At 69.6% G+C, this 23,980-nt stretch carries 18 protein-coding genes; 9 read left to right on the forward strand and 9 right to left on the reverse strand.

All coding sequences use genetic code 11. The features are described from left to right. Window positions 1-24 precede the first annotated feature (24 nt). Window positions 25-2,016, reverse strand: coding sequence for a serine/threonine protein kinase (locus tag POL67_RS11575; protein WP_271917314.1), 1,992 nt, complete (start codon window positions 2,014-2,016; stop codon window positions 25-27). A gap of 159 nt (window positions 2,017-2,175) precedes the next feature. Here POL67_RS11575 and POL67_RS11580 point away from each other — a divergent pair, with 159 nt between their 5' ends. Next, window positions 2,176-3,519: a metallophosphoesterase gene (locus POL67_RS11580; RefSeq protein ID WP_271917316.1), complete on the forward strand. Its 1,344-nt coding sequence runs from the start codon at window positions 2,176-2,178 to the stop codon at window positions 3,517-3,519. Window positions 3,520-3,551: 32 nt separating this feature from the next. After that, window positions 3,552-4,088 carry an outer membrane protein assembly factor BamD gene (locus tag POL67_RS11585; protein WP_271917317.1) on the forward strand — a complete coding sequence of 179 codons (537 nt, stop codon included), beginning with the start codon at window positions 3,552-3,554 and terminating at the stop codon, window positions 4,086-4,088. Window positions 4,089-4,188: 100 nt separating this feature from the next. Here POL67_RS11585 and POL67_RS11590 read toward each other — a convergent pair whose 3' ends face one another. Continuing rightward, window positions 4,189-4,458, reverse strand: coding sequence for an HP1242/YdcH family protein (locus POL67_RS11590; RefSeq protein WP_271917319.1), 270 nt, complete (start codon window positions 4,456-4,458; stop codon window positions 4,189-4,191). 227 nt (window positions 4,459-4,685) lie between these two features. On the opposite strand from POL67_RS11590, the gene POL67_RS11595 reads away from it, so the two are divergent. Further along, window positions 4,686-5,849, forward strand: a complete 1,164-nt coding sequence (locus POL67_RS11595; RefSeq protein WP_271917320.1) for a tetratricopeptide repeat protein — start codon at window positions 4,686-4,688, stop codon at window positions 5,847-5,849. 153 nt (window positions 5,850-6,002) lie between these two features. On the opposite strand, the gene POL67_RS11600 is transcribed toward POL67_RS11595, so the two are convergent. Beyond that, window positions 6,003-7,214 (reverse strand): vWA domain-containing protein, encoded by a 1,212-nt coding sequence (locus POL67_RS11600; RefSeq protein ID WP_271917321.1) that lies wholly within the window; start codon window positions 7,212-7,214, stop codon window positions 6,003-6,005. Window positions 7,215-7,618: 404 nt separating this feature from the next. Here POL67_RS11600 and POL67_RS11605 point away from each other — a divergent pair, with 404 nt between their 5' ends. Together POL67_RS11605 and POL67_RS11610 are read left to right on the forward strand one after the other, a co-directional pair. After that, a complete protein-coding gene (locus tag POL67_RS11605; protein ID WP_271917322.1) occupies window positions 7,619-9,220 on the forward strand; it encodes a choice-of-anchor J domain-containing protein in 1,602 nt (533 codons plus the stop codon). A gap of 77 nt (window positions 9,221-9,297) precedes the next feature. Continuing rightward, entirely contained in the window at window positions 9,298-9,657 is a 360-nt protein-coding gene (locus POL67_RS11610) for a VOC family protein (RefSeq protein WP_271917323.1), read from the forward strand. Window positions 9,658-9,663: 6 nt separating this feature from the next. Here POL67_RS11610 and POL67_RS54525 read toward each other — a convergent pair whose 3' ends face one another. The 3 genes from POL67_RS54525 to panC are packed head-to-tail and all read right to left on the reverse strand — an operon-like array spanning window position 9,664 to window position 12,673. Beyond that, the gene (locus tag POL67_RS54525) at window positions 9,664-11,076 is read right to left on the reverse strand and encodes a YecA family protein (protein WP_271917324.1); all 1,413 of its coding nucleotides are present in this window, start codon (window positions 11,074-11,076) and stop codon (window positions 9,664-9,666) included. A gap of 30 nt (window positions 11,077-11,106) precedes the next feature. Next, window positions 11,107-11,772, reverse strand: coding sequence for a dTMP kinase (gene tmk, locus POL67_RS11620; RefSeq protein WP_271917325.1), 666 nt, complete (start codon window positions 11,770-11,772; stop codon window positions 11,107-11,109). After that, a complete protein-coding gene (gene panC, locus POL67_RS11625) occupies window positions 11,765-12,673 on the reverse strand; it encodes a pantoate--beta-alanine ligase (RefSeq protein WP_271917326.1) in 909 nt (302 codons plus the stop codon). The genes tmk and panC overlap by 8 nt, the downstream gene beginning before the upstream one ends. A 119-nt stretch (window positions 12,674-12,792) precedes the next feature. Here panC and ppk1 point away from each other — a divergent pair, with 119 nt between their 5' ends. Continuing rightward, window positions 12,793-15,036, forward strand: a complete 2,244-nt coding sequence (gene ppk1 / locus POL67_RS11630; protein ID WP_271917328.1) for a polyphosphate kinase 1 — start codon at window positions 12,793-12,795, stop codon at window positions 15,034-15,036. 122 nt (window positions 15,037-15,158) lie between these two features. Here the strand turns inward: ppk1 and POL67_RS11635 are convergent, their stop codons facing one another. Together POL67_RS11635 and POL67_RS11640 are read right to left on the reverse strand one after the other, a co-directional pair. Then, a complete protein-coding gene (locus POL67_RS11635; RefSeq protein WP_271917330.1) occupies window positions 15,159-17,498 on the reverse strand; it encodes a peptidylprolyl isomerase in 2,340 nt (779 codons plus the stop codon). Next, window positions 17,495-18,058 (reverse strand): YdcF family protein, encoded by a 564-nt coding sequence (locus POL67_RS11640; protein ID WP_271917331.1) that lies wholly within the window; start codon window positions 18,056-18,058, stop codon window positions 17,495-17,497. The genes POL67_RS11635 and POL67_RS11640 overlap by 4 nt, the downstream gene beginning before the upstream one ends. A gap of 133 nt (window positions 18,059-18,191) precedes the next feature. On the opposite strand from POL67_RS11640, the gene POL67_RS11645 reads away from it, so the two are divergent. Then, entirely contained in the window at window positions 18,192-19,025 is an 834-nt protein-coding gene (locus tag POL67_RS11645) for an MBL fold metallo-hydrolase (RefSeq protein WP_271917332.1), read from the forward strand. A gap of 1,076 nt (window positions 19,026-20,101) precedes the next feature. Here the strand turns inward: POL67_RS11645 and POL67_RS11650 are convergent. After that, window positions 20,102-20,941: a sigma-70 family RNA polymerase sigma factor gene (locus tag POL67_RS11650; protein ID WP_271917333.1), complete on the reverse strand. Its 840-nt coding sequence runs from the start codon at window positions 20,939-20,941 to the stop codon at window positions 20,102-20,104. A 301-nt stretch (window positions 20,942-21,242) separates the two neighbouring features. On the opposite strand from POL67_RS11650, the gene POL67_RS53540 reads away from it, so the two are divergent. Together POL67_RS53540 and POL67_RS11660 are read left to right on the forward strand one after the other, a co-directional pair. Further along, the gene (locus tag POL67_RS53540; protein ID WP_271917334.1) at window positions 21,243-23,135 is read left to right on the forward strand and encodes a S41 family peptidase; all 1,893 of its coding nucleotides are present in this window, start codon (window positions 21,243-21,245) and stop codon (window positions 23,133-23,135) included. 125 nt (window positions 23,136-23,260) lie between these two features. Next, a complete protein-coding gene (locus tag POL67_RS11660; RefSeq protein ID WP_271917335.1) occupies window positions 23,261-23,968 on the forward strand; it encodes a hypothetical protein in 708 nt (235 codons plus the stop codon). Window positions 23,969-23,980 lie beyond the last annotated feature (12 nt).

Raw genomic sequence — 23,980 nt, forward strand, 5'->3', positions numbered from 1 at the left:
CGTCTCGGCGCGTCTCGACCGTGACTAGTTCAGCTTGAAGGCCGCGCGCGCGACCTCGCCGGCCTTCACCGGCACGGCCTGCGACTGCGACGCGCCGCCGCCGTCGGGCTTGCACGTGATGCGCGCGGTGCCCGCGTTGACCACGGCTTCGACGGGCGTGGACCCGTAGCCGACGCCGTTGATCGTCACGTTGCAGAAGCCGCCCTTCGACGTGACGCGCACCTTGCCGCTGCCGCCGCCTCCGCCGCCCGCGGCGTTCGGGCTGCCCGTGCCCGCAGCGGCTGTGGCGGCGCTGTTCGGATCGGCCTTCACGAGCCGCTCCTGGATGACCTTCGTCTCGCCCTGCTCGGCGGTGAACGTGATCGTCTTCGGCGCGTAGCCCGAGAGCTGGAGGACGATCTTGTGCTCCTCGCCCGCGGAGAGGCCTTCGAGTTTTTCGACCACGCCCTTCAACTGCTTGTTGTCGAGCCAGACCGTCGCGGGGGGATCGATCTTCAGCACCACCGTGACCGATCCGGTCTTCATCACGGCCTGGATGGCGCGCGTCGGCTCTTGCTCGCTCAGCGTGATCGACTCGCGGTGCGCCTCGAAGCCTTCCTTCGTCAGCTTGACCTTGATCTCGCTGTCGACCGGCAGGCCCTCGACCTTCGACGGCGTGACCTGCTTCTGCAGCTCGCCGTTGATCCAGATCGAGCAACCCTCGTCCGCGCCGCACTTGATGTCGAGCGAGCCTTTCGTCTCCTTCGCGCGCACCGCCTGCGCCTTCTCGGCATCGGCGCGCATCGCCGCCTCACGCTCGGCGGCCTGCTTGCGCATGTAGAAGAAGCCGCCCACGCCAACGAGGACCACGGCGGCGAGCGCGATCCAGAGCCCCACGCTCGAACGCTTCGGCTGCGGCGACGCGCCCGTCGCCGACATGCCCCCGCCGCCCGTCACCGTGCCCTCGTACATCGAGGGGCTGTGCTGCATGGCGATGATGTCGGCGAGCTGCTTGACGTCCTGCAGCGCCTCTTTCTGCTGCTCCAGTTTGTCCTGGAACAGGGACTGCATCCACTGCGTCAGGCTGATCTGCGAGACCGGGATGCGCTCCTCGCGGACGAACGATTCGAGGTCGCTCTGCATCTCGCGCGCGCTCTGGTAGCGATCCTCGCGCTTCTTCTCGAGCGACTTCATCACGATGCGCTCGAGCGCGGGCGGGTAGCCGGGTTTGACCTGGCTCGGGCGCGGATAGTCCTTCTCGCAGATGAGCTTCAGCGTCTCGAACTCGCTCGATCCCTTGAAGAGACGTTTGCCCGTGGTGAGCTCGAAGATCAGCACGCCGACGGCGAAGATGTCGCTGCGCCAGTCGACGTCACCGCCCGATGCCTGTTCGGGCGACATGTACGGGACTTTGCCCTTGAGCTGGCCGTCCTTCGTGTCCTCGCCGACCTGCGAGCTCGACTTGGCCACGCCGAAGTCGACGATCTTCACGTCGCCCGAGAACGTGCAGACGATGTTTTGCGGCGAGATGTCGCGGTGCACGATGTGCAGGAGGTTGCCTTCGAGGTCGCGCTTCTCGTGCGCGTAGGCGAGGCCCGCGCAGGTGCCGAGGCCGATCGCGACGGCGTGCTCCAGCGGGAACTCGGTGAGGCCCTTCTTGCGCATCGCGCGGACGATGGAGCGGATGTCCTCGCCGTGGATGTGCTCCATGGCGATGAAGTACGTCCCGTCCACCTGCCCGACGTCGAACGTCTGCACGATGTTCGGGTGCGACATCGTCGCGGCGACACGCGCCTCGTGCAGGAGCATCTCGATGAACGCCTGGTCGTTGTTCATCGAGGGCAGGATCCGCTTGATGACGATGAGCTTCTCGAAGCCCGCCACCGAGCGGTGCAAGGCGAGGAAGATCTCCGCCATCCCGCCGGCGGCTAGCCGACGCAGAAGCGTGTACTTGCCGAACTGGCGCGGCAGGTTCTCTTCAGGGAGCGAGGCCAGGTTGAACCCCGCGTCGTCCTCTCCGCCCGCGCGCTGCACCATTCCGTAATCCCGTCTGTCCGTTAAGGCTACGGCGCAGCATCATGACATGGTCACTCCCGGTGTCGACGGATTCTTCCAGCCGCGCGCCCTCACGACCCTCCGTCGTGGTCGAGAGGCCTCCTGCTGGAAATGAGCGCAAGATCCATGCTAGGCAGCGTCGTGTCCCCGTCGCCTTCGCGCCCGCGCGCCCTCCCTCGCATCACCATCGCGCTTTCCATCACGGCGGCGCTGCTCGGGGCCTCGGCCGCAGTCGAGGCGGCCTCGATCCGCAAGGGACCGTACCTGCAAGCGCTCGGCCAGACGGCCGTCACGATCAAGCTGGAACTCTCGACGCCGGAGCCGGCGACGGTCCTCGTGACGGGGCCCGCGGGGTTCGCGTCGTCGAAGCTATCGGAATCGGAGAAGCGCTTCCACGCGATCCGCGTCGAGGGCCTCGCGCCCGCGACGACGTACGCGTACCGCGTGAAGGTCGGCGACGTGGAGAGCAAGCCCGTGGATTTCACCACGGCGCCGGCCGATGGCCGCCCCTTCAAGTTCGTCGCGTATGGCGATAGCCGCTCGGACGCCGCAGCGCACGCGGCCGTGGCGCGGGCCATCGACGCCGCGCCCGCCGACTTTTTCGTGCACACGGGCGACATGGTCCAGGACGGCGACAACGAGGCGCAGTGGCACGAGTTCTTCGGCATCGAAGGCAAGTTGCTCGCGAACCGATGCATCTTCGTCGCCGTCGGCAACCACGAGCTCACGGCGCCCGATCCCACGGGACAGGTGAATTTCCTCCGCTACTTCGCGGCGACCGAGACCGACGGGCGGGAGCGCCCGCACCTCTACGGATCGTTCCGCTGGGCGAACACGCGGTTTTTCCTGCTGAATGCGATGGATACGTGGACCGGCGACGAAAAGGAGTGGCTGCGCGCGGAGCTCGCGAGCGCGCTCCACGAGCCGGGCCTCGTGCATCGGATCGCCGTGATGCACCACGGGCCGTTCTCGAGCGGCTATCACGGCGGCAACGCGCGCCTCGCGTCGCAAGGGATCATCCCGATGCTCCGGGACAACAAGGTGGAGCTCGTGATCGCGGGGCACGACCACATCTACGAGCGCGGCGAGGGGCAGGGGCTCAAGTACATCGTGTCGGGAGGCGCGGGCGCGCCGCTCTACCAGCAACGCAGCCGCGCCCCGGAACAGCAGCACTTCGAGTCGGTGCATCACTTCCTCGAATTCGCGGTCGATGGCCCCGAGGTGAAGGTCCTCGCCCGCCGCGCGAGCGGGAGCGTGATCGAGCCGTGCAGCTACCGGGGGACCGAGAGCTGGTCCTGCACATCCGACGAGAAGAAGCCCGGCTCCGCGGCCACGCCCGCGACGACCCGAGCGAGCACCGCCTGCACCTGCGCCGTTCCGGGGAGCACGTCGGGGGATGCGGGCGGGGCCCGGGCGCTCGTCGCCCTCGCCGCGCTCGGGGCCCTCGGGGCGCGACGCCGCGTTTCGTCCGCGGGAGATACTTGATCCCCGGCCAAGCCCGGGGATACCCTCCGCGCATGCCTCGTTTGGCCCCGCTCGTCTCGACCGTGTCCGCGTTGGCTCTCCTCGGCAGCGTGCTGTTCGGATGCGCCACGTACCGTCAGGATCTGGAGCGGGCGCAGAAGCACTACGAGGAGAACCAGTACGAGAAGGCGCTCGCGCTCTTCCGCGTGCTCGAGCCCGACATCGACTCGCTCTCCGACGCCGAGCAGGCGAAGTACGCGTACCTCCGCGGCATGACGGACTACCGGCTCGCGGGACTCACGCTCGCCGCGAACGTGCCGGGCGGCGTGGCCGATCCGCGCCGCGGCTACCGCGACAACGCGCGCCACTGGCTCGCCGTCGCCGCCGCCACCGAGAAGAACACGCCGGGCGGGCTCTCGGGCGACGAGAAGAAGCGGCTCGAAGACGCGCTGACGGATCTCAACAAGGACGTGTACGGCGGCATCGAGAGCGTCGATGACAAGGTCGACGACACGAAGAAGGGCGAAGGCGCCGTCGAGAAGAAGGCCGAGCCCGACGCGGCCCCGCCCGCGGCCCCGGCGCCGAAGTAGAGTTCACCGAGGCCTGAAACGCCGAGAGCGCCGCATCGGACTTGCCGATCGGCGCTCTCGTTCGTTTCGAAGGGTCTCTCTCGCGTCCGGTCGTCCCTCGTCAGGACGGTCCCCGGCGGAGGGCGTGAATCTCGTCCTTCGCCTTGAGTTTTTGCTTCTTCAGCTCGGCCATCTCGAGCTGCTCGGAGGGCGTCAGGTATGCGTGCCGCCCGAGCTCGGCGAGGCGCGCTTCGAGCTCCCGATGGCGCATCTCTGCATGGTTCAGCCGCTCGGCATCGGAATCGGTCTCGATCTCCCGCTTCATCATGCCCACCTCCAGGTGAGGGCTCCCGTCCTTTGCTGCGATGAGCCCCGCTTGCTGGTCCATCATCGAGCCGGCCCCCGAGGACGGGGAGCCGCGCGCGATGTTTTCAAGGTACCCTAGGATGCGCGGCCCCGGATCCCCTTTCCGCGTGGCTCATGTGCTTCTTCAGTCGACGTTTCCACTCCGGTCGGGTTCGTCCGCGTCGCCTCCGGCCGATCCACGCGGGCGCGCGGAAGTGGTGGTCTCCGGTGTTGGAGACACGAGAAACCAGGGGCCGAGCGGTTGGGGTAGGGATGTTTTTTTTCACGCACACGCGCCTCGCTGTCGCTCTCGCTCTCGCCGGCTTGCTCGTGGGGTGTGGTTCGTCCGGACCTCGCCCGGAGGTTCGACAGCCTGCGCCGAAGGCCGACGGCGGACCGGTGATCGAGGTCTCGCCCGTCGTGGTCTCGCCGTACACCGATGCCGAGCTGGTGCAGGAGTTCGAGCGCGCGAAGGCGCTCCTGCTCGGCGGAAAGCACCGGGAGGCGGCCGAGGTCTTCGACAAACTGGAGCGTCACGCGCCCGACGGTGAGATCGGAGCGGCGAGCCTCTACAACGCGGCCGTCGGGTACGAGGCGCTCGGGGAGCGGGAAGCTTCGGCCACACGGCTGCGGGAGCTCGTCCGGCGCTTCCCGGGCCACGCGCTCGAGCGCAGCGCGCTCTTTCGTCTCGGTCGGGCGCTCGCGCACCTGGAGCGCTGGAGCGAGCTCGTCGCCGTGGCGGAGAAGCTCGTCGCGCGGCAGGACCTCGCGGTGCTGGAGGTGATCGAGGCGCGCGGGGCGCGGGCGCTGGGGCTCGTGGAGCAGGACCTCGTGGAGGAGGCGGCGCGCGAGATCTCCGTGGCGCGGGACCTCGTGGAGCGTGAGCGGCTGGGCGAGGCGGGCAAGCCGCCGATCGAGCTGGCGCAGCTCTGGTTCGCGGTGGGCGAGGTGCGGCGGAAGCGGAGCGAGGCGATCAAGTTCGAGCCCATGCCCGCGAACTTCGCCGAGACGCTCGAAAAACGCTGTCAGGGGCTCCTCGACGCGCAGGGGGCGTACACCGAGGCGATGCGCAGCCTGGACGCGCACTGGTCGGCGATGGCGGGTTACCGCGTGGGGCAGCTCTACCAGGAGCTGCACCGCGACGTGATGCGGGTGCCTCCGCCCGCGGCGGCCGACACGCTTCGCAAGAAGCAGCTCTTCGAAGGGGCGATGCGGCTGCGCTACCGCGTGCTCCTGGAGAAGGGGCTCAAGATGATGGAGGGGACGGTGCGGCTCGGCGATCGGACGGGAGAGGCGTCGGCATGGATCGGGCGGGCGCGGGAGGCGCAGCGGGCGCTCGAGCTCGCGCTTGCCGACGAGAAGGCGGCGCTCGAGCGGCTCCCGTTCACCGAGGACGAGCTCCGCGAGGCTTTGGAGGCGTTGAAGAAGAAGCCGTAGAGCGCCGAACCGTTCGGCGCTCTGCGAGATTGCGAAGCGAGCTCGCCTCGGGAGGTGAATCGTCCGGGCTTTGCCTGGACGAGAGGGGGACGCGAGGCGTCCTCCTCGGGACGAGAGGTGCGTCCGGGCACGAGGGCCCGGCGACGCTTCTCTTCAATGGATGTCGGGCTTGCAGCCGAAGAGGATGTCGAGCTTGCCGTCCGGATCCGCCTGGACGACCTGGCAGGAGGCCGGGCAGAGCAGGATCTTTTGCGGCGTTTTCGGGTCGTCGTAATACCAGCCGGGGCCCACGCCGCAGTCGGCGGCGCTCGTGGCGTGGGGGATCTCCTGTTCGATGCCCGCGCCATTCGTGTGCTTGACCGAAGCCTTGTCGAGCTCGAGCGGCTCGCCGCCGGACGGCTCGGGGACGAGGAATTCGCAAGCGAGGGCCTTCGTGCGGATCTCGGTCATCTTTTGCGCGAACTGGGAGACGTTCGCAGTGATGTCGTAGGATTTCGTGGTCCCGCCGGAAGCGGCGATCTGGTCGAGGTTCAAGACGCTCGCGCCGTTGATGGCGACGACGTACGTCTCGACGCCGTTGTAATCGAGGGCGGCCTTCGCCAGGCCCGCGATGCTCGGGATGTCGTTCTGGTTTCCGGGGCAGCTATTGGGATCGCCGTCGCTCGCGAAGACCAGGATGACCTTGTGGTTCGGGTGCGCGTCCTTGTAGGCGGTCGCATTGAAGAGCGCGCCTTCGAGCGCGCCGTACATCGGCGTCGAGCCGCCGTTCGGGCTCTCGCCGTTGATCGACTGGACGAGGGCCGGCGCGTTGCCTGGCAGGGTCCCGATCGGGACGGAAAGGTCGTCGTAATGGTTTTTGTTGCAAACGAGCCCGTCCGCCGGGGTATCCACGGGGAAATACAGGATACCAACGTTGATTCCCGTTGAGGCCGGATCCTCCACGAATTGCTTGATCGCCGCTGTCGCGCCGTTCCAGTTCTGGCCGTACATGCTGCCGGAGCGGTCGAGCAGGATGACGAGATCGAGCTCGACGGGCTCGGCCTTCCCGCCGGTCTGCGCGCAGGCCTCTTCCCCGCCTGCGCCGCTGCTCATCATGCCGCCGTCGAAATCGAACATGTCGCCGCCCGTGCCGGTGGCGCTGCCCGGATTCGCGCCTCCGCCGCCCCCCGTACCGCTCGTCTCCTCCACGCCGTTCGAGGCTTGCCCGTTACGGTCCCCGGACGCGCTGCACGCGAGGCCGAGCGAGGAGACGCAGAGCGCCGCGAAGGCGCAGAGGGTCTTGGGGGTTCGGCCGCCAAAGGCGAGGGAGCGCCCCAAATGTCCGACCTGCGTGGTGCTCGTAATGCGGGATGCGCGGAAAAACATGTTTACTCCTGGGAATCTGGAGAAGGACGACCATCCGCTCGGTGCCTCGTAATCCATCACCGATCGGGGAGCTTTGCGCCGCCGGGAGGCCGTGAACTCGAATCATTCGAGGCGCTCGGGGGGCGACGACGGAGCAAGATCGATGTATACGGCGCGGACGTGCGCGGCAAGCACCCGCGAATGGAGGATGGGTTTCGACGAGGGCATCGAAGGAGCGGCATTCGTCGAAATGATGGCCTTCCGAGGTCTGGATCGCAATCGGGGGACGTCTGATTGCGATCTTGAACGTTCAATTTGGAAAAACTGGTGCGTCGCGGCTACGCGCGACGTTCCGGACAAGGGTGCGCCGCCGCGCCGCACGGGCGAGGATTCGGGTCTCGCCGCGGCAGAGAGGTGGGTCGACGATGAAGGAATGGATGAATTGGGGGCGCATTCTCGCCGTGTCCGTGAGCTTCGTCGCCGCGGGGTGCGCGAGGCAGGTATCCGATGCCGAACGTGGGCAGGGCGGCGGCGGTGAAAGCGATGCGCAGGGCAGCGGCGGCGAAGGCGGGGCCTCGCTCGGGGCGATGGACTGCCCCGTGGATTGCTCGCTCATCGACACGCCGCCTTGCCTCGTGTCCGTCTGCGACGCGGCGACGAAGCGCTGCGCCGTCGTCCCGCGCCCCGCCGGGACCACCTGCGAGGATGGCCTCTTCTGCACCGTGGGCGATAGCTGCCAGGGCGGCGTTTGCGTCGGGGGCGGGCCGAACTCCTGCGGCATCGAGGCCGCGACCTGCTCGGTCGTGACCTGCCACGAGGCCACGGCCTCGTGCGACGAAGGGCCCGCGCTCGATGGAGCGCCGTGCGTGTCGAGCGACCCGTGCACGGTCTCCGCGACCTGCAAGGGCGGCGCCTGCGTCGGGACGCCGAAGAGCTGTCACTTCGCGCCCGTGCCCGACGATTGTCACGTCGCGGTCTGCAACCCCCAGACCGGCGGCTGCGAGCCCGTCCCCGGCAACGAGGGTGTCGCGTGCGAGAAAGGCGGCGACCCTTGCCTGACGGGCAAGACCTGCGCCGCAGGGATTTGCCAGGGAGGAGGCCCGAAGGACTGCACGGGCGCCGCCGATGACTGCAACACGGGCGTTTGCGACGCCGCCACGGGGGCGTGCGGAGGCGTGCCGCGCGGCGCGGGCCTTTCGTGCAGCGAGGTCGCCAACGAGTGCAACACGGGGATGTGTGACGCGTCGGGCGTTTGTCAGCGGGTGCCGACGCCGGGCGTGGCGTGTGCGTCCGCCAAGAACGACTGCAACGAGGGCGTCTGCGACGCGGCGGGCGCCTGCGTGGCCGTGCCGGTCAACGAGGGCGGAGCCTGCGAGGATGGCAACGCGTGCACGCTGGGCGAGACGTGCTCGGCCGGGTCGTGCACGGGTGGCAAGGCCGAGGGGTACGTCGTGTACCTGCACGAGACGTTCGCGGACAACACGGCTGGCTGGACGCTCGAAGGCGAGTGGCAGATCGGCCCCGCGAAGGCCTCACCGGGCAACGCGTCCCACGGCTCGGAGGATCCGGACACGGACCGCACGTCGACGGCCGACAACGGCATCGCAGGCGTCAACATCGGAGGGTATGCGGCCGAGTCCGTTCATCCGCCCGAGTACCTCGTGAGCCCCGCGATCGACACGAGCGGTACGGGCTCTTTGTGGCTCTCCTTCTACCGGTGGCTCAACAGCGATTACGGGCCGTACATGACGAACACCGTCGACGTCTTCGACGGCAGCACGTGGGTCTCCGTGTGGAACTCGGGCGGACCGCCCGCGCTCAAGGACGCGGCGTGGACGCTCATGACGTACGACCTCACGGCGTACCGCAATCCGGCCCTTCGCGTGCGTTTCGGCTTCGAGGTGGGCAACGGCGGCGTGTTCACGGTCTCGGGTTGGAACCTCGACGACGTGACGATCGCGAACGCCGTTTGCGAGGTGGCGGACCCGCCCGCGCCGGAGCCTGTGCCCTCCTCCGCCACGTACTGACGGGGCGTTTGTCGGGGGGCGCCCGAGCGAAGGAATTCGTGGCGACATGGTTCCTTCGCTCGGGTAGGATGCCGTCCATGATTGACCACATTTCGATCGGCGTTCGTGATCTGGAGAAGAGCAAGGCGTTTTACGCGGCCGCCCTCGCGCCCCTCGGTTATGCGGTGATGATGGAGTTCCCCGGCGTGGTCGGGCTCGGGGAAAAGGGCAAACCCGATTTCTGGCTCGGCGCGGGGGAGGTGGGGTTGCGCCAGCACGTCGCGTTCCTCGCCGCGGATCGCAAGACGGTCGACGCGTTTTACGAGGCCGCGATCCGCGCCGGAGGCAAGGACAACGGTCCGCCCGGGCTCCGCCCCATGTACCACCCGAATTATTACGGCGCGTTCGTCCTGGATCCGGACGGGCACAACATCGAGGCGGTCTGTCACACGCCGTGAAGCGCGTCAGCGATCGCCGCAGCAGCGCTTGTACTTTTTCCCGCTCCCGCAGGGGCACGGCGCGCTCCGCGTGGGGCCCGTCTGCTCTGCTTTGGCCTCCGCCGCGCGGAAGCTCTTCAGCCTGCGGCGGTCTTGGCGCAGGAGCGTGAGCGCATACTCCGGCTCGTAGGGGGCGCGGACGGCGGCGATGTAGTCGGCGGGCAGGTAGAGTTCTTCGGGCTTCGCGCGCGCGAGCCACGGGAGCGCCATGATCATCACCGGCAGGAACTGTTGGTCTGCCAGGAAGCACCCATCGATGAGGAGGAGGGTGCCGCGCGCGAGGTCCCGCGGCGCGTCCGCGGCGTCCTTGAAATGGTAGGGCGACGAGGGAGGGGTGCGCTTTCCGAGGGTGACCGCGAGCTCAGCTCCGACGCTCGCGAGCCGGGCAGGGAGATCGGTCGGGTCCTCGTCGTCGGAAAGGAAGATGTTCGTGAGCGCTCTGCGCACGGACACGAGGTGGCCCCTGCCCTCCGGCACGGGGGCGCTCGGCGACAGCGCTTGTCTCACCTCCGCGCGCAGCGCCGGGTAGCGAAGGCCGATCGCCGCGAGCGTGAACGCGCTGTCGGCGACTTCGATGACGTTGTCGGCCTTCTCATGCGCCTCTTTGTAGTACGCGAACAGATCCTCGCCGAGGCGCGCGGCACCCCAGAGGCCGCGGAGCGCGTTGCCGACCAGCCCCTGCGAGACGGCGGTGCGCGCGTACGCGAGCCTTGAGATGGCGTTGCGCCCGGGCGCCGGCAGCTCCTGATACGGCGCGTTGCCGTCCATCGCGGCGAGCACCGACAGGTGCCCGAGCGTCCACGTCCGGCACCAGAGCCCGTGCAGCGTCTCGTCCCAGCGCGGGTGCAGCTTGCCGTTCTTCGGCACCTCGCGGAGCAGGAGATCGCGCATGTGCTCGACCGCCTTGGCCTCCTCGAGCATCCACTTCAAGAGTTCGAGCGCGAGGAACGGTTGCCACACGGCGATGCCCTCGAATTGCTCGCGCGTGAGCCACTGCGCTCGCTCGTAGAGCGCGCGCATGAGCTCGGTCGCGTTGCCCGTCGAGTTGAGGAAGCGGTTCGTGCGCTCGCGCCACGTGATGACGTTCTCCGTGATCGCGTCGAGCCGCCCCCGCGTGATGACGTGGAGGTTCGTGGCCCTCATCCCCTCGCCGAGGCACGTGACGAACTTGCCGCTGCGCGTGACGATGAGGAACGGGCCCTTCTCGGGATCCGCGAGCGAGATGGCCACGCGCTCCATGCCCGCCGGGACACGCGCGGTGTCCAGGATGTGCCGGAGGAGAGGATCGTCGCGGTAGAGCGAGAGGGCGACGTCGAGGTGCGGCACCGAGAGCCGGTCGAGCCGGGAGAGGAAGTGATGCGCGTGTCCGGTGAGCGTCATGAGAAGCTCGCGCTCAAGCTCGTGACTCGATCAGGGGCCTTCCTTCACGTACGGCTCGAGCGCGCGGATGATCGCGGCCGTGACGGCGTCGACGTCGCCGTTGCCGTCGACGTGCACGAGCCGATCGCCGCCGATGATCTTGTCGGCTTCGAGGTAGGCGCGGGCGAGGCGGGCCTGGAGCTCCGGCTCCTCGAAGAGCTCGCTCGCGCCGCCGCGGGCCCGCCTGCGCTGCGCGGCGACCTCCGGATCGACGTCCACGACGACCGTGATGTCCGGCTTGAGGGCGTGGCGGTTGCAGTGGCGGATCCAGGCGATCATGTCGGCGCGCGCGCCCTCGTCCTCGATCCCGATCGACTGGTAGATGATGCTCGAAAGCTCGTAGCGATCCGAGATGACCACGTACCCGTCGCGCAGGTGCGGGGCGACCTCGGTCTCGATGTGATCGAGCCGGTCGGCCGCGAAGAGCAGCGCCATCGTGGAGTCGCGGTGCCTCGACGGCAGGTTCACGCGCTGGGTCAGCACGAGCCGGAGGAGCGAGCCCATCGGCCCGCCGCTCGGCTCGCGCGTCACGTGCGCGAGCCTTCGCCGGCCGCGCAAGAACGAGCCGTAACGCACGGCCTGTGTCGTCGTCCCCGCGCCGTCGATGCCCTCGAAGACGACGAACAACCCGTCGTTTCCGTCCTCGGCTTCACGCATGGCGTTCCTCGTCTCCTTCCTTCGATTCGTCGAGCCCGAGTGGGCTCGGATCCTCGCCGAGCACCAGGTTGTCGATGAGCCGCGCGCCGCCGATGCGGACGGCGACCGCGAGCAGCACGCGATCCGGCGTGTGCGCCTCGGGGCCGAGCACGGCGAGCGTATCCGCGTCGGCCACGTCCACATAATCGATCGCGCTTGCGACGGGCGTGATGTGCCCGCGCGCGAGCGCCGTGAGCATGCCGGCGCGACGCTCCCCCGCGGCGAACGCGCGCGCCGCGGCCGACAGGCCTCGCGGGAGGGCGAGCGCCTGCGCGCGGGCTTCTGCCGAGAGGTACGCGTTGCGCGACGACATCGCGAGCCCGTCCGGCTCGCGCACGGTCCGCACGCCCTCCACCTCGACGGGCAGGAAGAGATCCCGCGTGAAGCGCTCGATCACCTTGAGCTGTTGGTAGTCCTTGCGGCCGAAGAGCGCGAGGGAAGGTCCTACGAGCGCGAATAATTTCGTGACGACCGTGGCCACGCCCTCGAAGTGGCCGGGCCGGTGCGCGCCGCAGAGGCCCGCGGCGGTGGCGCCGACATGCACGCGCGTCTCGTCGCCGGGCGGGTACATGTCGGCGGGGGCGGGCGCGAAGATGCCGTGCGCGCCTGCCTCCGCGCACTTCTTCGCGTCGCCTTCGAGGTCCCGCGGGTAGCGGGAAAAATCCTCGTTCGGGCCGAACTGCGTGGGGTTCACGAAGATCGAGACGACGACGAAATCGGCGCGCTTGCGGGCTTCTTCGATGAGCGTCTGGTGGCCGCGGTGCAAGGCGCCCATCGTGGGAACGAGGCCGACGCGCGCGCCGCGCTGCCGCGCCTCGTCACACGCACGCCGGAACTCCATGGGAGCGCGCCAGATCTCCATGGCGCGCCACGCTAGCAGAAAGCGCTGGCCACAAGGAGGCAGGCGACCTCCACGGCCCTCGCTTCTCTTCGGGTCGATCGACTGACCCCAGCGATCGGGTAGGCTAGACTGAAATCATCGTGACGTTCGAGACACCTTCCACGCCCGATGTCGCTGCTCGCCATTCGTCCCTGGTCCCGGCCGCGGGCGACTCGGATCCGACGCAGTATCTGAACCGCGAGCTCTCGTGGCTCGAGTTCAACGCCCGCGTCCTTTCCGAGGCCGCCTCGATGGAGGTGCCGCTCTTCGAACGGCTGAAGTTCCTCGGCATCTTCTTCTCGAACCTCGATGAGTTCTTCATGGTGCGCGTGGCGGGCCTGCAGGCCCAGACGCACCGCACGATCACCGAGGTCCCGCCCGACGGCATGAAGCCGCAGGAGCAGCTCCTCGCCATCAGCGCGCGGGCGCACGCGCTCTTCGACAGCGCCTATCGGCTCTGGAACACGGAGATGCTGCCGGCGCTGCACCGGGTCGGCGTGCGGATCGTGCGACCCGAGGAGCTCGACGCCGCCGAGCTCGCGGTGCTCGACGAGCGGTTCCGCACCGACATCTTCCCGATCCTCACGCCGCTGGCGATCGATCCCGGCCATCCGTTCCCGCACCTGCGCAACAAGAGCATCAACCTCGGCATCATGTTCAGCCGCGAGCACGAGGGCGAGGAGCCCGGCTTCGGCGTGATCCAGGTGCCGCCGATGCTGAGCCGCCTCATGCGCGTGCGCGTCGACGGCTGCGGCCGGGCGTTCGTCCTTCTGGAGGACGTGATCGCGCGCCACGTGAAAGAGTTCTTCCCGGTCTCGCGCCTCCGCGGGACGTACCCGTTCCGCGTCACGCGCAACTGGGATCTCGAGATCGACGAGGAGGAGGGCGAGGATCTCCTGGAGACGATCCAGGCCGAGCTCCGGCGCCGCGATCGCGGCAACGCGGTGCGTGTGGAGATCGGCGTCGGGGGCGGCGTGGGTGCGAGCGTGCAGCGCCTCTGCCGCGCGCTCGGCATCGATCCGAACCTCGACGTCTACCGCGTCTCGGGCCCGCTCAGCATCGTGGATCTCGTCTCCGTGGTGGGCGAGGACGATCGGCATCTGCGCGACGAGAGCTTCACGCCGCAGGTGCCGAGCGCGCTGCGCGACGTGGAGGATCCCTTCGCGGTGATCCGCGAGCGGGACGTGCCGTTGCACCACCCGTACGACTCGTTCGATCCGGTGGTCGAGTTCATCTCGCGCGCGGCCGACGATCCGAACGTGCTCGCGATCAAGCAGACGCTCTACCGCACCGGCGGCGACTCGCCGATCGTGAAGGCGCTCGCGCGGGCCGCGGAGAACGGCAAGCAGGTGACGGCGATCGTCGAGCTCAAGGCGCGCTTCGACGAGGCGTCGAACATCCAGTGGGCGCGGACCTTGGAGCAGAGCGGCGCGCAGGTGATCTACGGCCTGCTCGGGCTGAAGACGCACGTGAAGGCGCTGCTCGTGGTGCGGCGGGAGAAGGACAAACTCCGGCGTTACGTGCACCTCTCGACGGGCAACTACAACCCGCACACGGCGCGCCTCTACACGGACTTCGGCCTCTTCACGGCGAACCGCGAGATCGGCGAGGACGTGACCTCGCTCTTCAACCTGCTCACGGGCTACAGCGCGCCGCCGAGGTGGAACCGGCTCGTGGTGGCGCCGCTCGGGCTGCACGAGGCGATCCTCGGGCTCATCGCGCGTGAGACGGAGCACGCGCGCGCGGGCCGGAAGGCCGAGATCGTGGCGCAGATGAACGCGCTCGTGGACGTGGACGTGATCGACGCGCTCTACACGGCGAGCCAGCACGGCGTCGACATCCGGCTCTTCGTCCGCGGCATCTGCTGTCTTCGCCCCGGGATCCCAGGGCTCTCGGAGCGGATCCAGGTGCGCGCGCTCATCGACCGGTTCCTGGAGCACAAGCGCGTCTTCCGCTTCGCGAACGGCGGAAGCGAGGAGTTTTACTTCTCCAGCGCGGACTGGATGCCGCGGAACTTCCACCGCCGCGTGGAGGTGCTCGTGCCGCTGCTCGATCCGGCCGCGCGCACCCGCGCCGAGGACATGCTGGCGACGCTCGCGGCCGACACGGCGAAGACGTGGGCCCTCAACGCCGACGGGAGTTATACGCGCGTCGCGACGCCCACGGGCGCGGCCACGGTGCGCTCGCAGCAGCGGTTCATGGAGCTCGCGCGCGAGCGGCTCAAGCCGGCCGACGTGCTCGCGCGGGGCGGCCGGTTCCACATCTTCCAGGTGGGCCACGGCGAGGGCGGCGACGAGCTACGCCGCAAGAACGGCAAGAAGAAGAAGCACAACCCGGTGTCTTAGTCCCGAGGGGGACGCCTCGCGTCCCCCTCTCGGCCAGGCAAAGCCCGGCCGATTCACTCCCCCGAGGCTCGCTCGCTGCGCGATCGAGCAGAGCGCCTCTTCGGCGCTCTACCGAACCTTCTTCAGGGTTTGACGGAGACCTTGTGCACGAGGTCTCCGTCGACGAACGAGCTCCACGGCCCCGTCGCGCGGCCGATCCACGCGTACTGGCCGTCGAGGTGCGGCTGCCTCGCGTGCGTCACGAAGATCTGGCTCGACCCGGTGTCGCGGCCCGCGAGCGCGACGCCGACCGTGAGCGGATCAAACGCGATCGGCGAGGTCTCGCAGCGCAGCGGCGCCTTGCCCGGCGGCCCGCCGTAGCCGTCGCCGAAGGGCGCGCCGAGCTGCGTGACGAAGCCCGGCACCACACGGTGCACGACCATCCCGTCGTAGTACCCGGCGCGCGCGAGGTCGACGACGCGCGTGACCGCCACGGGCGCGACGTCGGCGTCGAGTACGAGCGAAGCTTCGCCGACGTCGGTCTCCAGCGTGAGGGTCACCTTGCCCGCTGCGCGCGCGTCGAGCTCGGGCGGCTTCGGCCCTCCGCCCGGCGGCGCCTGGCAGGACGGCGTCTCCGGCTTGCCCGAGACGAGCCCGATCGCCTTCGCCGCGCGCTTTCGGAGCTCCGGCCACGACGAACGGCAGAGCTCCTCGAGACGCGGCAACGTCTCCTTCAAGCCGAGCGCGCCCGCGGCCTCGATCATCGAGCTTACGTGCTCCGGATCGTTCTCCACGTCGGCGCGCCCGAGCGCCGTGACGATGGCCTTCACGATCGCAGGTGAAGGCGCGCGCAGCGGGATCTCCTCCGCGGCCTGCTCCTCCTCGCCCTTCTTCTTGGCCTTCTTCTTGCGCTTTTCGGGCTCGGCCGCGAGGTTCGGCTTTCGCGCGATCACCCCGGCCGCCGTCGACACGAGGCCCGGCTCCGGGGCTGCGAGCGCGGATTCGAGCAGCGGCCCGGCGTCCTCGGCGAGCTCCTCGTGCGTCGGGAGAAGTTCGATCGCGGCCTCTCGCGCGCGCAGATCACCGCCTTTCGCGTGCGTGAGGAACACCGTGCGCCTCGATCCCTCGATCGGCGCGCGATCCAGCACCTTCACCATCGCCCGCGCGCCGATCGAGCCCGGCTGCCCCGGCGCCTTCGCCCCTGCGTCCGCGCCGTCGCCCGCTGCGAGCGCGGCCGTCACGTCACACCGCGTGAGCAACGGATCCCGCACGTCGGCGCCTGCGAGCACCGTCGCTGCGCTGCACCGGATCCAGGACAGACGCCGCAGCACCGTGACCGGCGCCGAGGGCGGCGGCTCCATCGTGGCCAGATCCTTGAGCCACTTCTTCGCCTTGTTCGTCGGTTCGAGCGCGTCGAGCGTGGCCAGAAGGACGCCGATCTCCTCGCCGAGCGCGGTCAGCGCGACAGCGCCGCCCGGCGGTACGAGCGCGGGCAACGTGGACGCGAGCATGGTTTGTCCCGCGGTCCCGAGCCGACGGAGCGCGCGCGCGGCCTCCGCGCGTTCGGCTGCCGTGAAGAGCGTCGCTCCGGCGAGCACGCGTCCGAGATCCGCCGCGGCCTCCGGGCCTGCACGGCCGAGCGCGCGGACGGCGAAGATCCTGTACGGACCGGGCTCCGCGAGGCGCGCGCCGGCGACCTCCCGCAGGCGCGTCGTCACCGTGTTCGGCACGTTTTCGAGCCGGCCGATGGGGAAGAGCCCCTCGGGCGCGGGCGGCGACGACGCGCTGCCGGCCGCGACGTTGAGCAGCGCCGCGAGCGTCTCCTCGCGGAGCCGCTCCTTCACCATGGCGAGATCTCCCAGCGCGAACGCCGCGGCCGAGGCTTGGATCTCCGTGCCCGAGAGCCACGCGACCAGCGTCGGCTCGCTTTGCACCGCCCCGCAGCGGCCCACGGCCCGCGCGATCGCCACGCGTGGATCGAACGTCGTGTTCGCGCGTCCCTCGACGGGAGGTGATCCCTTCGCAGGGGCGGCGTCGTTCGTGCCGCCGATCGATAAAGACCGCGCCACGAGCGCCGTGACCGTCGTCGCCTCGTCGCTCGGCGTGCACGACGAACCGAGCCCGTACGCCGCCCACGTGACGACCTCCGGATCCTCGTCCACGAGCGCGCGCAAGAGCCCAGGCTTCGCGTCTTCGCCGCCGATCCGCGCGAGCGCGCGGGCGGCCGCGCGCCGCACGAGGACGTCACGGCTCTGCTGATCCGAGCTCGTGATCTCGGCGGCCGTGCGCCGCTGCTCCGCGACGAGCAGCGCTTCCTGCCGCTGCTTCGCCTCGTCCACGACCACCGCCGCGTCGCTCCCTGCGTCGGATCCTGCGTCGCTCGTGCTCGATGTCGTGGGCTCTCCGCGGCTGCACGCGCCGAGCGCGGCGACGACGCCGATCACGCGGCCTGCGCGACTTCGCCTCGAACCCTGCACCTTCATCGCGCGTTCTCCTCGGCGCTCGGCGCGCCGGACACACGGGAGGCGGGCCTCGGCATGGCGCGAACGAGCGCGTGCGCGCGCCGGAGCGCGCGTTGATCGAGCCACGTGCAGACGAGCTCGTGCCCGCGTCGATAGACGCGCCGGAGGGCCCCGGCGCGCACGCCCTCGGACGGCAGCGGCCACGCGTCGACGCCGACCTTGCGGAAGTTCCGGATCGCGCGCTCCACGTGCCAGACGCACGTCACCACGAGCACGCGTCGCGCGCCTCTCCGGCGCAGGATCTCGGCCGAGAACACAGCGTTTTCGTGCGTCGTGAGCGACCAGAGCTCGGTCGTCACGGCCTGCTCCGGCACCCCCGCACGGACCAGCGCTCGGCGCAAGGCTTCCGCCTCGATCTGCGCGCCCCAGCGACGCCCGCCGCTCGTCACGATGTGGGGCGCGACACCCGCGAGATACGCTTCCGCGGCCTTCGCAGCGCGACGTGACGCAGCGGTCGTGAGCCGACCCGACGGCAGCACGCGGCATCCGAGGACCACGATGGCATCTGCGCGCTCCGGCATCGGGCCGACGATAGCCGAACCGACGCCGCTCGCCAGAAAGTCACGTAAGGGCCACCTCTCGCTTGACGTTGCGCCCGGAAGGCATTTATCACGGGGAATCGGACCAAGGGCGGGGGCCGGAAGGGCGATCAGGATGCGACTCAAGATGTGGGGTGTCCGCGGAAGCATCCCCACGCCCGGACCCGACACGGTCGAGTTCGGCGGCAACACGAGCTGCTACGAAGTGCGGGCCGGCGAGACGCTGATCATCCTGGACGGGGGTACGGGTCTGCGCCTCCTCGGGCAAAGCCTTCTCCGGGAGATGCCGTTCGAGGCGTGGATGTTCTTCAGCCACGTCCACTGGGACCACATCCAAGGCTTCCCGTTCTTCACACCCGCCTTCATCCGCAAGAACACGATCCACCTCTTCGGCGGTCTCAACGTCTCGCGCACGCTCGAGGAGACGCTCGCAGGCCAGATGGACTACCCGAGCTTCCCCGTCCACCTCTCGGAGATGGGCGCAAACATGACCTTCCGCGACCTCTACGAGGGCGAGGTCGTGACCATCGGGCGCAAGCAAGACGTGCGCGTCTCGAACGCACGCGGCAACCACCCAAACGGCGTCTACGCATACCGCATCGACCACGAGGGCAAGTCGATCGTCTACGTCACGGACTCGGAGCACTACGCGATCGTGGATCCGAAGCTCCGCAAGCTCGCGCAGGGCGCGGACATCCTGATCTTCGACGCGATGTACACGCCCGAGGAGTACGCAGGCGAGGTCGGCGGCGGCCCGAAGACGGGCTGGGGTCACGCGACGTTCGTCGCAGGCTGCGAGCTCGCGCATGCCGCAGGCGTCAAGCAGCTCATCCTGCACCACCACGATCCGCTTCAAACGGACGCGATGGTCCGCGACAAGGAGCGCCGCGCGCGGGAGCTCTTCCCGAACACGATCGCGGCCAAAGAAGGCATGATCATCGAGATCTGAGGGGCCGCAGGCGCGGTTTCCCTTGGAGGTCGAAGGATCTCCCTCCTCCCCAGCCCCTCTCCGGCCAGGCTGAGCATGGGTCTCATCCGGGAAGCGCCGCCGCCGGGGCGCCGCCCCGGACCCCGCGAGGGGCTGTCCGCCCCCTCGACCCCGGACCAGCCAGGGGCTGGACCCAGGGTTGAAAAACTGCGCGGTGCGCAGTTTTTCAAACAGGCCGACGAAGAAGCCAGGTTGCCAGCAGAAGCCGCAGCGCGGCTGTCTTGGTGGGGAACGCCGCTGCCGGTCAAGACCAGGGATGACCCTGCCAACCAAAGGCCGCAGCGCTGACAGGTCGGCGGGCAACACCTCGTCGCATGACGTCGTGTCGTGACGCGGTGGCCTCACGTTCCAAACGGCACGGGGCCGTAGGTCTTCGGCGATGAGCCCGTGGTCTCCCTACATCGTGCCCATCTCTCGACGCCACGGGCCCGCCGCGCCTTCCATCGCCCCCGTACCTCCAAGGCACGGCCTCGTACCTCCGGAGGCTCGAGCGCACGCCCCAGAGACACGGCCTCGTACCTCCAAGGCACGGCCTCGTACCTCCAAGGCACGGCCTCGTACCTCCGGAGGCTCGAGCACACGCCCCAGAGACACGGCCTCGTACCTCCAAGGCACGGCCTCGTACCTTCAAGGCACGGCCTCGTACCTCCAAGGCACGGCCTCGTACCTCCGGAGGCTCGACGTCGTCTCTTCAGACCATGCCCCCCATCTCTCGCACACACGTCCCCGTCGCCTTTTGGCTCGGCCCCCAAGCTTGAAGACACGGCCGCATCGATGAACTGCGCATCGCGCAGTTCATCGAACCGACGCCAGCGAACCCCCCCATGGTCTTGCCACCGGCCCGCTGGAAGGCCGCGCGCCTGTCTCGGTTGGCAACGTCGCTGCCGGTCTTGACCGGGCCTGTTCGATGAGCTGCGCGAAGCGCAGTTCATCGAGACTGGGTCCAGCCCCTGGCTGGTCCGGGTCCCGGGGCGGACAGCCCCGGGTGGGGTTTGGGGCAAAGCCCCAGCGAAGCGGCTTCACGATGAGACCCATGCTCAGCCGGCCAGGAGAGGGGGGCGACTTCGTTCCTGCTGGTGCAAGAGCTCGGTGAGCCGCGCGCGGACGCGCTTCTTTGCGCGCTCCTCGATCTGCCGCACGCGCTCCTTGCTCACGCCGAAGTCGGCGCCGAGCTCTTCGAGCGTCGCGGGGTCCTCGCTGAGCCAGCGGGCCTTCGCGATCTTCTGCTCGCGCGGCGACAGCTCCGTGACGATCTGCCGCAGCGCCGTGGCGACCTGCCGCTGCGCCTCGTCCTCGCAGGCTTGATCCTCGGGCGAGGGGAGCGGCGAGGCGAGCCGATCGAGCGGCGCGTCGCCCTCGGGGTTCTTCTTGTCCAGGCTCACGTCGCGCGCCATGAGCAGCGGCAGCAGCGCCATCACGCGCTCCCGAGGCAGCCCGCTCTGCGCGGCGAGGACGTCCGGATCCCGCTCGTGCGTGCGGCGGTAGAGGCGCAAGACGCGCCGCTCGCTCTTCGACGAGCCGAGCCGCACGATCCGGTAGCCGCGCGCCACGTGCTCGCGGATCTCGGCGCGGATCCAGTACGCGGCGTACGTCACGAGCCGACAGCCGCGTGACGGGTCGAAGCGCTCGGCCGCCTTCAAGAGGCCGATGTTGCCTTCCTGGACGAGGTCCTCGATCGGGATGCCCCAGCGCCGGTACTCGAGGGCGATGGTCATCACGAAGGGCAGACATGCTTCCACGATGCGGCGACCCGCGTTGCGGTCACCGCTTCGGAAGCGCTCCGCGAGGTCGCGCTCCGACTCGGGCGTCAAGGGCTCGCGCTTGTCGAGCTCGCGCTGGCGCGGAGCGTGGGCGAAGACGGTGGGACTTCGGCTCACGGCCATGAGGACTCCTCGCGCCCCGGGGCGTTCCCGCTGCCTCCTCGACGGCGGGATGGGGAAGGCGCGCGGCTCGCCAATGCAGGGCCGATGCCGCGCGCAAATCAGGCTCTTTCCTGAAACAAGGCGATCTCGTTTCGCGCAAACGTCACGGACCGCCCCGGGGGCGCGAAACGGTTGCGTGAATCGGCGCGGGTGTCCCCGGGGTCGCGGGAGCCACGCGCCCGCCTCGTTCTTCGAGATGTTCGCACGCCGTTTTCACCCCCGCGCCTCGGGCGTGGTACATCCTCTCCAGACACACGTGGGCAGGCGTCTCGCAACCAGAGCGTGGTACTTCGCAGCCGCCACCGCCATCGTCGCGATCGCAGCGCAGCGGCCGGCCGAGCCTCCGAAAGCCGCGGCGCGCGGCATCGCCCTTTGGTCGCTGCGCACGCTCGACGTCGTGGACGAAGAGGCCCTCGGCGTGGAGTGCGGCGCGCCTTCGGACGGCGGCCTCGTCCTTCCGACGGGCGCGCCCGCGGCGCTCTCCTGCGACGCCGCGCGCACCATCTTCGCGCAGGTCCGCACGAACCTCGCGGCGCCGGTCACCGACGTCGAAGCCGCAAAGTTTGCCGATGGGGTTGTCGACTGGCTCGACCCCCACGGGCTCTGGTCCGTCGCGCCTGACGCGCCCGTCGCGCCGCTCGTGCGCCGCGAGGGAGAGCGGCTCCTGCGGGAGCTCGAAGCGGCGCCGAATGGAGGCCCCTGCGCTGCGGCGGACGTCATCGGCGCGTCGCTCGCGACCTGGATGAAGACGCTGCGCGCCGCCTTCGACGAGGGCCTGCGCGATGGCCGCCCCGAAGGCCGCGCTCCGCATCGCTCGCCCGCCGAGGTCTGGCGCACGGTGACCGCGGCGCCCTTCGAGGACGGGCCGATCACGCGCAATGGTCGCGAGCTCGCGCGGGAGCTTGGGCGCGAGGTCGGCTCCGCGCGGGCCGCGTACGGCGCGCCGCTCGATCCTTTCGTCACCGCGGCGGGCCAGCGGCTCTTCCCGGATCTCACGGCCGAGTCGTGGGGCCGGGTCGTCATCGCGGCCGCGGTGCGCGCGTACGTGCCCCAGCTCGACGCGCATGGCGCGTGGGCGCCGCTCGACGAGGAGATCTCGATCTACGACCTCGACCTCGAGACGAACCCGCCGCTGCGCCTCTGGTCGGAGATGACGCGGACGGCGCTCGGCATCCGGATCGATCGGGGCGCGCTCGCGCCGCTGCTCGACGGGGACGTCGTGCTCTCCGTGCGGGGCGTGCCGCTCGCGGGCATGAGCGTCGAGCAGGCCGAGCAAACCGCGCTCGTCGAAGGCGCGCCGCATGGGCCGCCGGCGTCCGTGACGATCCTCCGGCCGCACGTCGCGCAGCCCATGGAGCTCGTCGTCACGCCCGCGCCTCCACGGGAAGGCCCCGCGCCTCCGGCCGAACCCTCGGAGCTACCTTTCGACGCCGTCCGGTATGCGGACGGTCGCGTCGCCATCGTCACGATCGCGGACGTCCCCGACGACCTCGGCGATCGGATCGGGGCGGCGCTCGCGCGGGTCCGCGCGGCGCGCGACATCCGCGGGGTGCTCCTCGACCTGCGCGCAAACGGCGGGGGCTCGACGGACGGCGCCATGGCGGCGCTCGGCCATTTCCTCCCCGGCGCGGCGCTTTTTCCAATGCGCCGGCGTGATGGTGGTGTCGAGGTCGAGCGCGCGCCCGAGGTGCCTGCGGAGGCGTCGTATGCGGGGCCGCTCGCGGTGCTCGTGGACGGCGACTCCGCGAGCGCGGCGGAGATGATCGCGGGGGCGATCGCCAGTTATCGACGTGGCGTGGTCATTGGAGACCGTACGTATGGCAAAGGATGCGCGCAGGAATACCTCGACGACGAGGCGCGCGCGGGTGTCCTTCGTTTGACGACATTGCTCTTTTCTTTGCCGGATGGCGCGCCGGTCCAGAAAGTCGGCATATCGCCGCAGATCACGTTGTCGCTCCCGGCGGCGACCGAGCGGGAGGCGCGGCTCGCGCGGGCGCTCGAGCCTTGGCGCGGCCCTGACGTGCGGGATCCTGGGCTCGTGCGCGAGGTGCCGTGGGCGCTGCATGGCGGGCGTGTCGGTCCTTGCCGGGACGAGACGGTGTGCCGCGCGCTGCGGGCGCTCGGGACGTCCGTGGCCGCCGCGCGCTGATCGTTTTGGCGCAGGCTGGGCCAACGTCGCGACTCTGCGGCCTGCCTTTGCATTCGCGGTGGGCCTCAAAAGAACGTGATACGCTGTGGCATTACGCTTGCTGAAGGGCGTGTCTGGAGGCCGTGATGCGATTGGCTTTGCATGGTTGGTTGGGCGTTGCTTCGCTTTCCGTTTTCCTGCTCGGCGGTTGCGCCATCTCGTTCGTCGATTCGAACAATGGCTCGGGCGGCGGGGGCGGCGGGGGCGCGGGCGGCGCGGGCGGCGCGGGCGGGGGTCAGGGCGGCAGCGGCGGTTGCGGTGCTGCATCCTGTGGACAGGGCGGCAGCGGCGGTATGGGCGGCGGCGGCGGTATGGGCGGCGGCGGCAGCAGCGGCGCGCCGTGTGGTGGGTTCGCCGGGACCGTGTGTGGCCCCGACGAGTGGTGCGACTACCCCAATGATCGATGTGGCGATACCGACCTCACCGGCATTTGCAAACCGCGCCCGTCCGGTTGCCCGGACGCTTATTTCCCGACCTGCGCGTGCGACGGCACGGTGTATGGCAATCCCTGCGACGCCGCCCAGGCGGGCATGGACGTCTCGGACCTCGGCAATTGCGAGCCGCCGTCGACCGAGGTCTTCTCCTGCGGTCATGGCTTCTGCAACAAGGCCAAGGAGTATTGCCAGAGGACCACGTCGGACGTCGGAAACGACCCCGATTCCTTCCAGTGCGCGCCGATCCCCGCTGCGTGTGGCGACACGCCGAATTGCGCGTGCTTGAACGACCCGTGTGTGCAGTTCTCCTGCGACAGCGGGCCGAACGGCGGCATTCTCGTCACCTGCCCCGGCGGCTGAACGCCCACGGGC

It is taken from the genome of Polyangium mundeleinium (assembly GCF_028369105.1).
Taxonomy (GTDB): Bacteria; Myxococcota_A; Polyangia; order Polyangiales; family Polyangiaceae; genus Polyangium; species Polyangium mundeleinium.

Excerpts from the sequence above, each read along its gene's own strand:
- POL67_RS11575 (WP_271917314.1), bottom strand. The coding sequence starts at position 2,016 with ATGGTGCAGCGCGCGGGCGGAGAGGACGACGCGGGGTTCAACCTGGCC.
- POL67_RS11585 (WP_271917317.1), top strand. The coding sequence starts at position 3,552 with ATGCCTCGTTTGGCCCCGCTCGTCTCGACCGTGTCCGCGTTGGCTCTC.
- POL67_RS11590 (WP_271917319.1), bottom strand. The coding sequence starts at position 4,458 with ATGATGGACCAGCAAGCGGGGCTCATCGCAGCAAAGGACGGGAGCCCT.
- POL67_RS11595 (WP_271917320.1), top strand. The coding sequence starts at position 4,686 with ATGTTTTTTTTCACGCACACGCGCCTCGCTGTCGCTCTCGCTCTCGCC.
- POL67_RS11600 (WP_271917321.1), bottom strand. The coding sequence starts at position 7,214 with ATGTTTTTCCGCGCATCCCGCATTACGAGCACCACGCAGGTCGGACAT.
- POL67_RS11605 (WP_271917322.1), top strand. The coding sequence starts at position 7,619 with ATGAAGGAATGGATGAATTGGGGGCGCATTCTCGCCGTGTCCGTGAGC.
- POL67_RS11610 (WP_271917323.1), top strand. The coding sequence starts at position 9,298 with ATGATTGACCACATTTCGATCGGCGTTCGTGATCTGGAGAAGAGCAAG.
- POL67_RS54525 (WP_271917324.1), bottom strand. The coding sequence starts at position 11,076 with ATGACGCTCACCGGACACGCGCATCACTTCCTCTCCCGGCTCGACCGG.
- tmk (WP_271917325.1), bottom strand. The coding sequence starts at position 11,772 with ATGCGTGAAGCCGAGGACGGAAACGACGGGTTGTTCGTCGTCTTCGAG.
- panC (WP_271917326.1), bottom strand. The coding sequence starts at position 12,673 with ATGGAGATCTGGCGCGCTCCCATGGAGTTCCGGCGTGCGTGTGACGAG.
- POL67_RS11635 (WP_271917330.1), bottom strand. The coding sequence starts at position 17,498 with ATGAAGGTGCAGGGTTCGAGGCGAAGTCGCGCAGGCCGCGTGATCGGC.
- POL67_RS11640 (WP_271917331.1), bottom strand. The coding sequence starts at position 18,058 with ATGCCGGAGCGCGCAGATGCCATCGTGGTCCTCGGATGCCGCGTGCTG.
- POL67_RS11645 (WP_271917332.1), top strand. The coding sequence starts at position 18,192 with ATGCGACTCAAGATGTGGGGTGTCCGCGGAAGCATCCCCACGCCCGGA.
- POL67_RS11660 (WP_271917335.1), top strand. The coding sequence starts at position 23,261 with ATGCGATTGGCTTTGCATGGTTGGTTGGGCGTTGCTTCGCTTTCCGTT.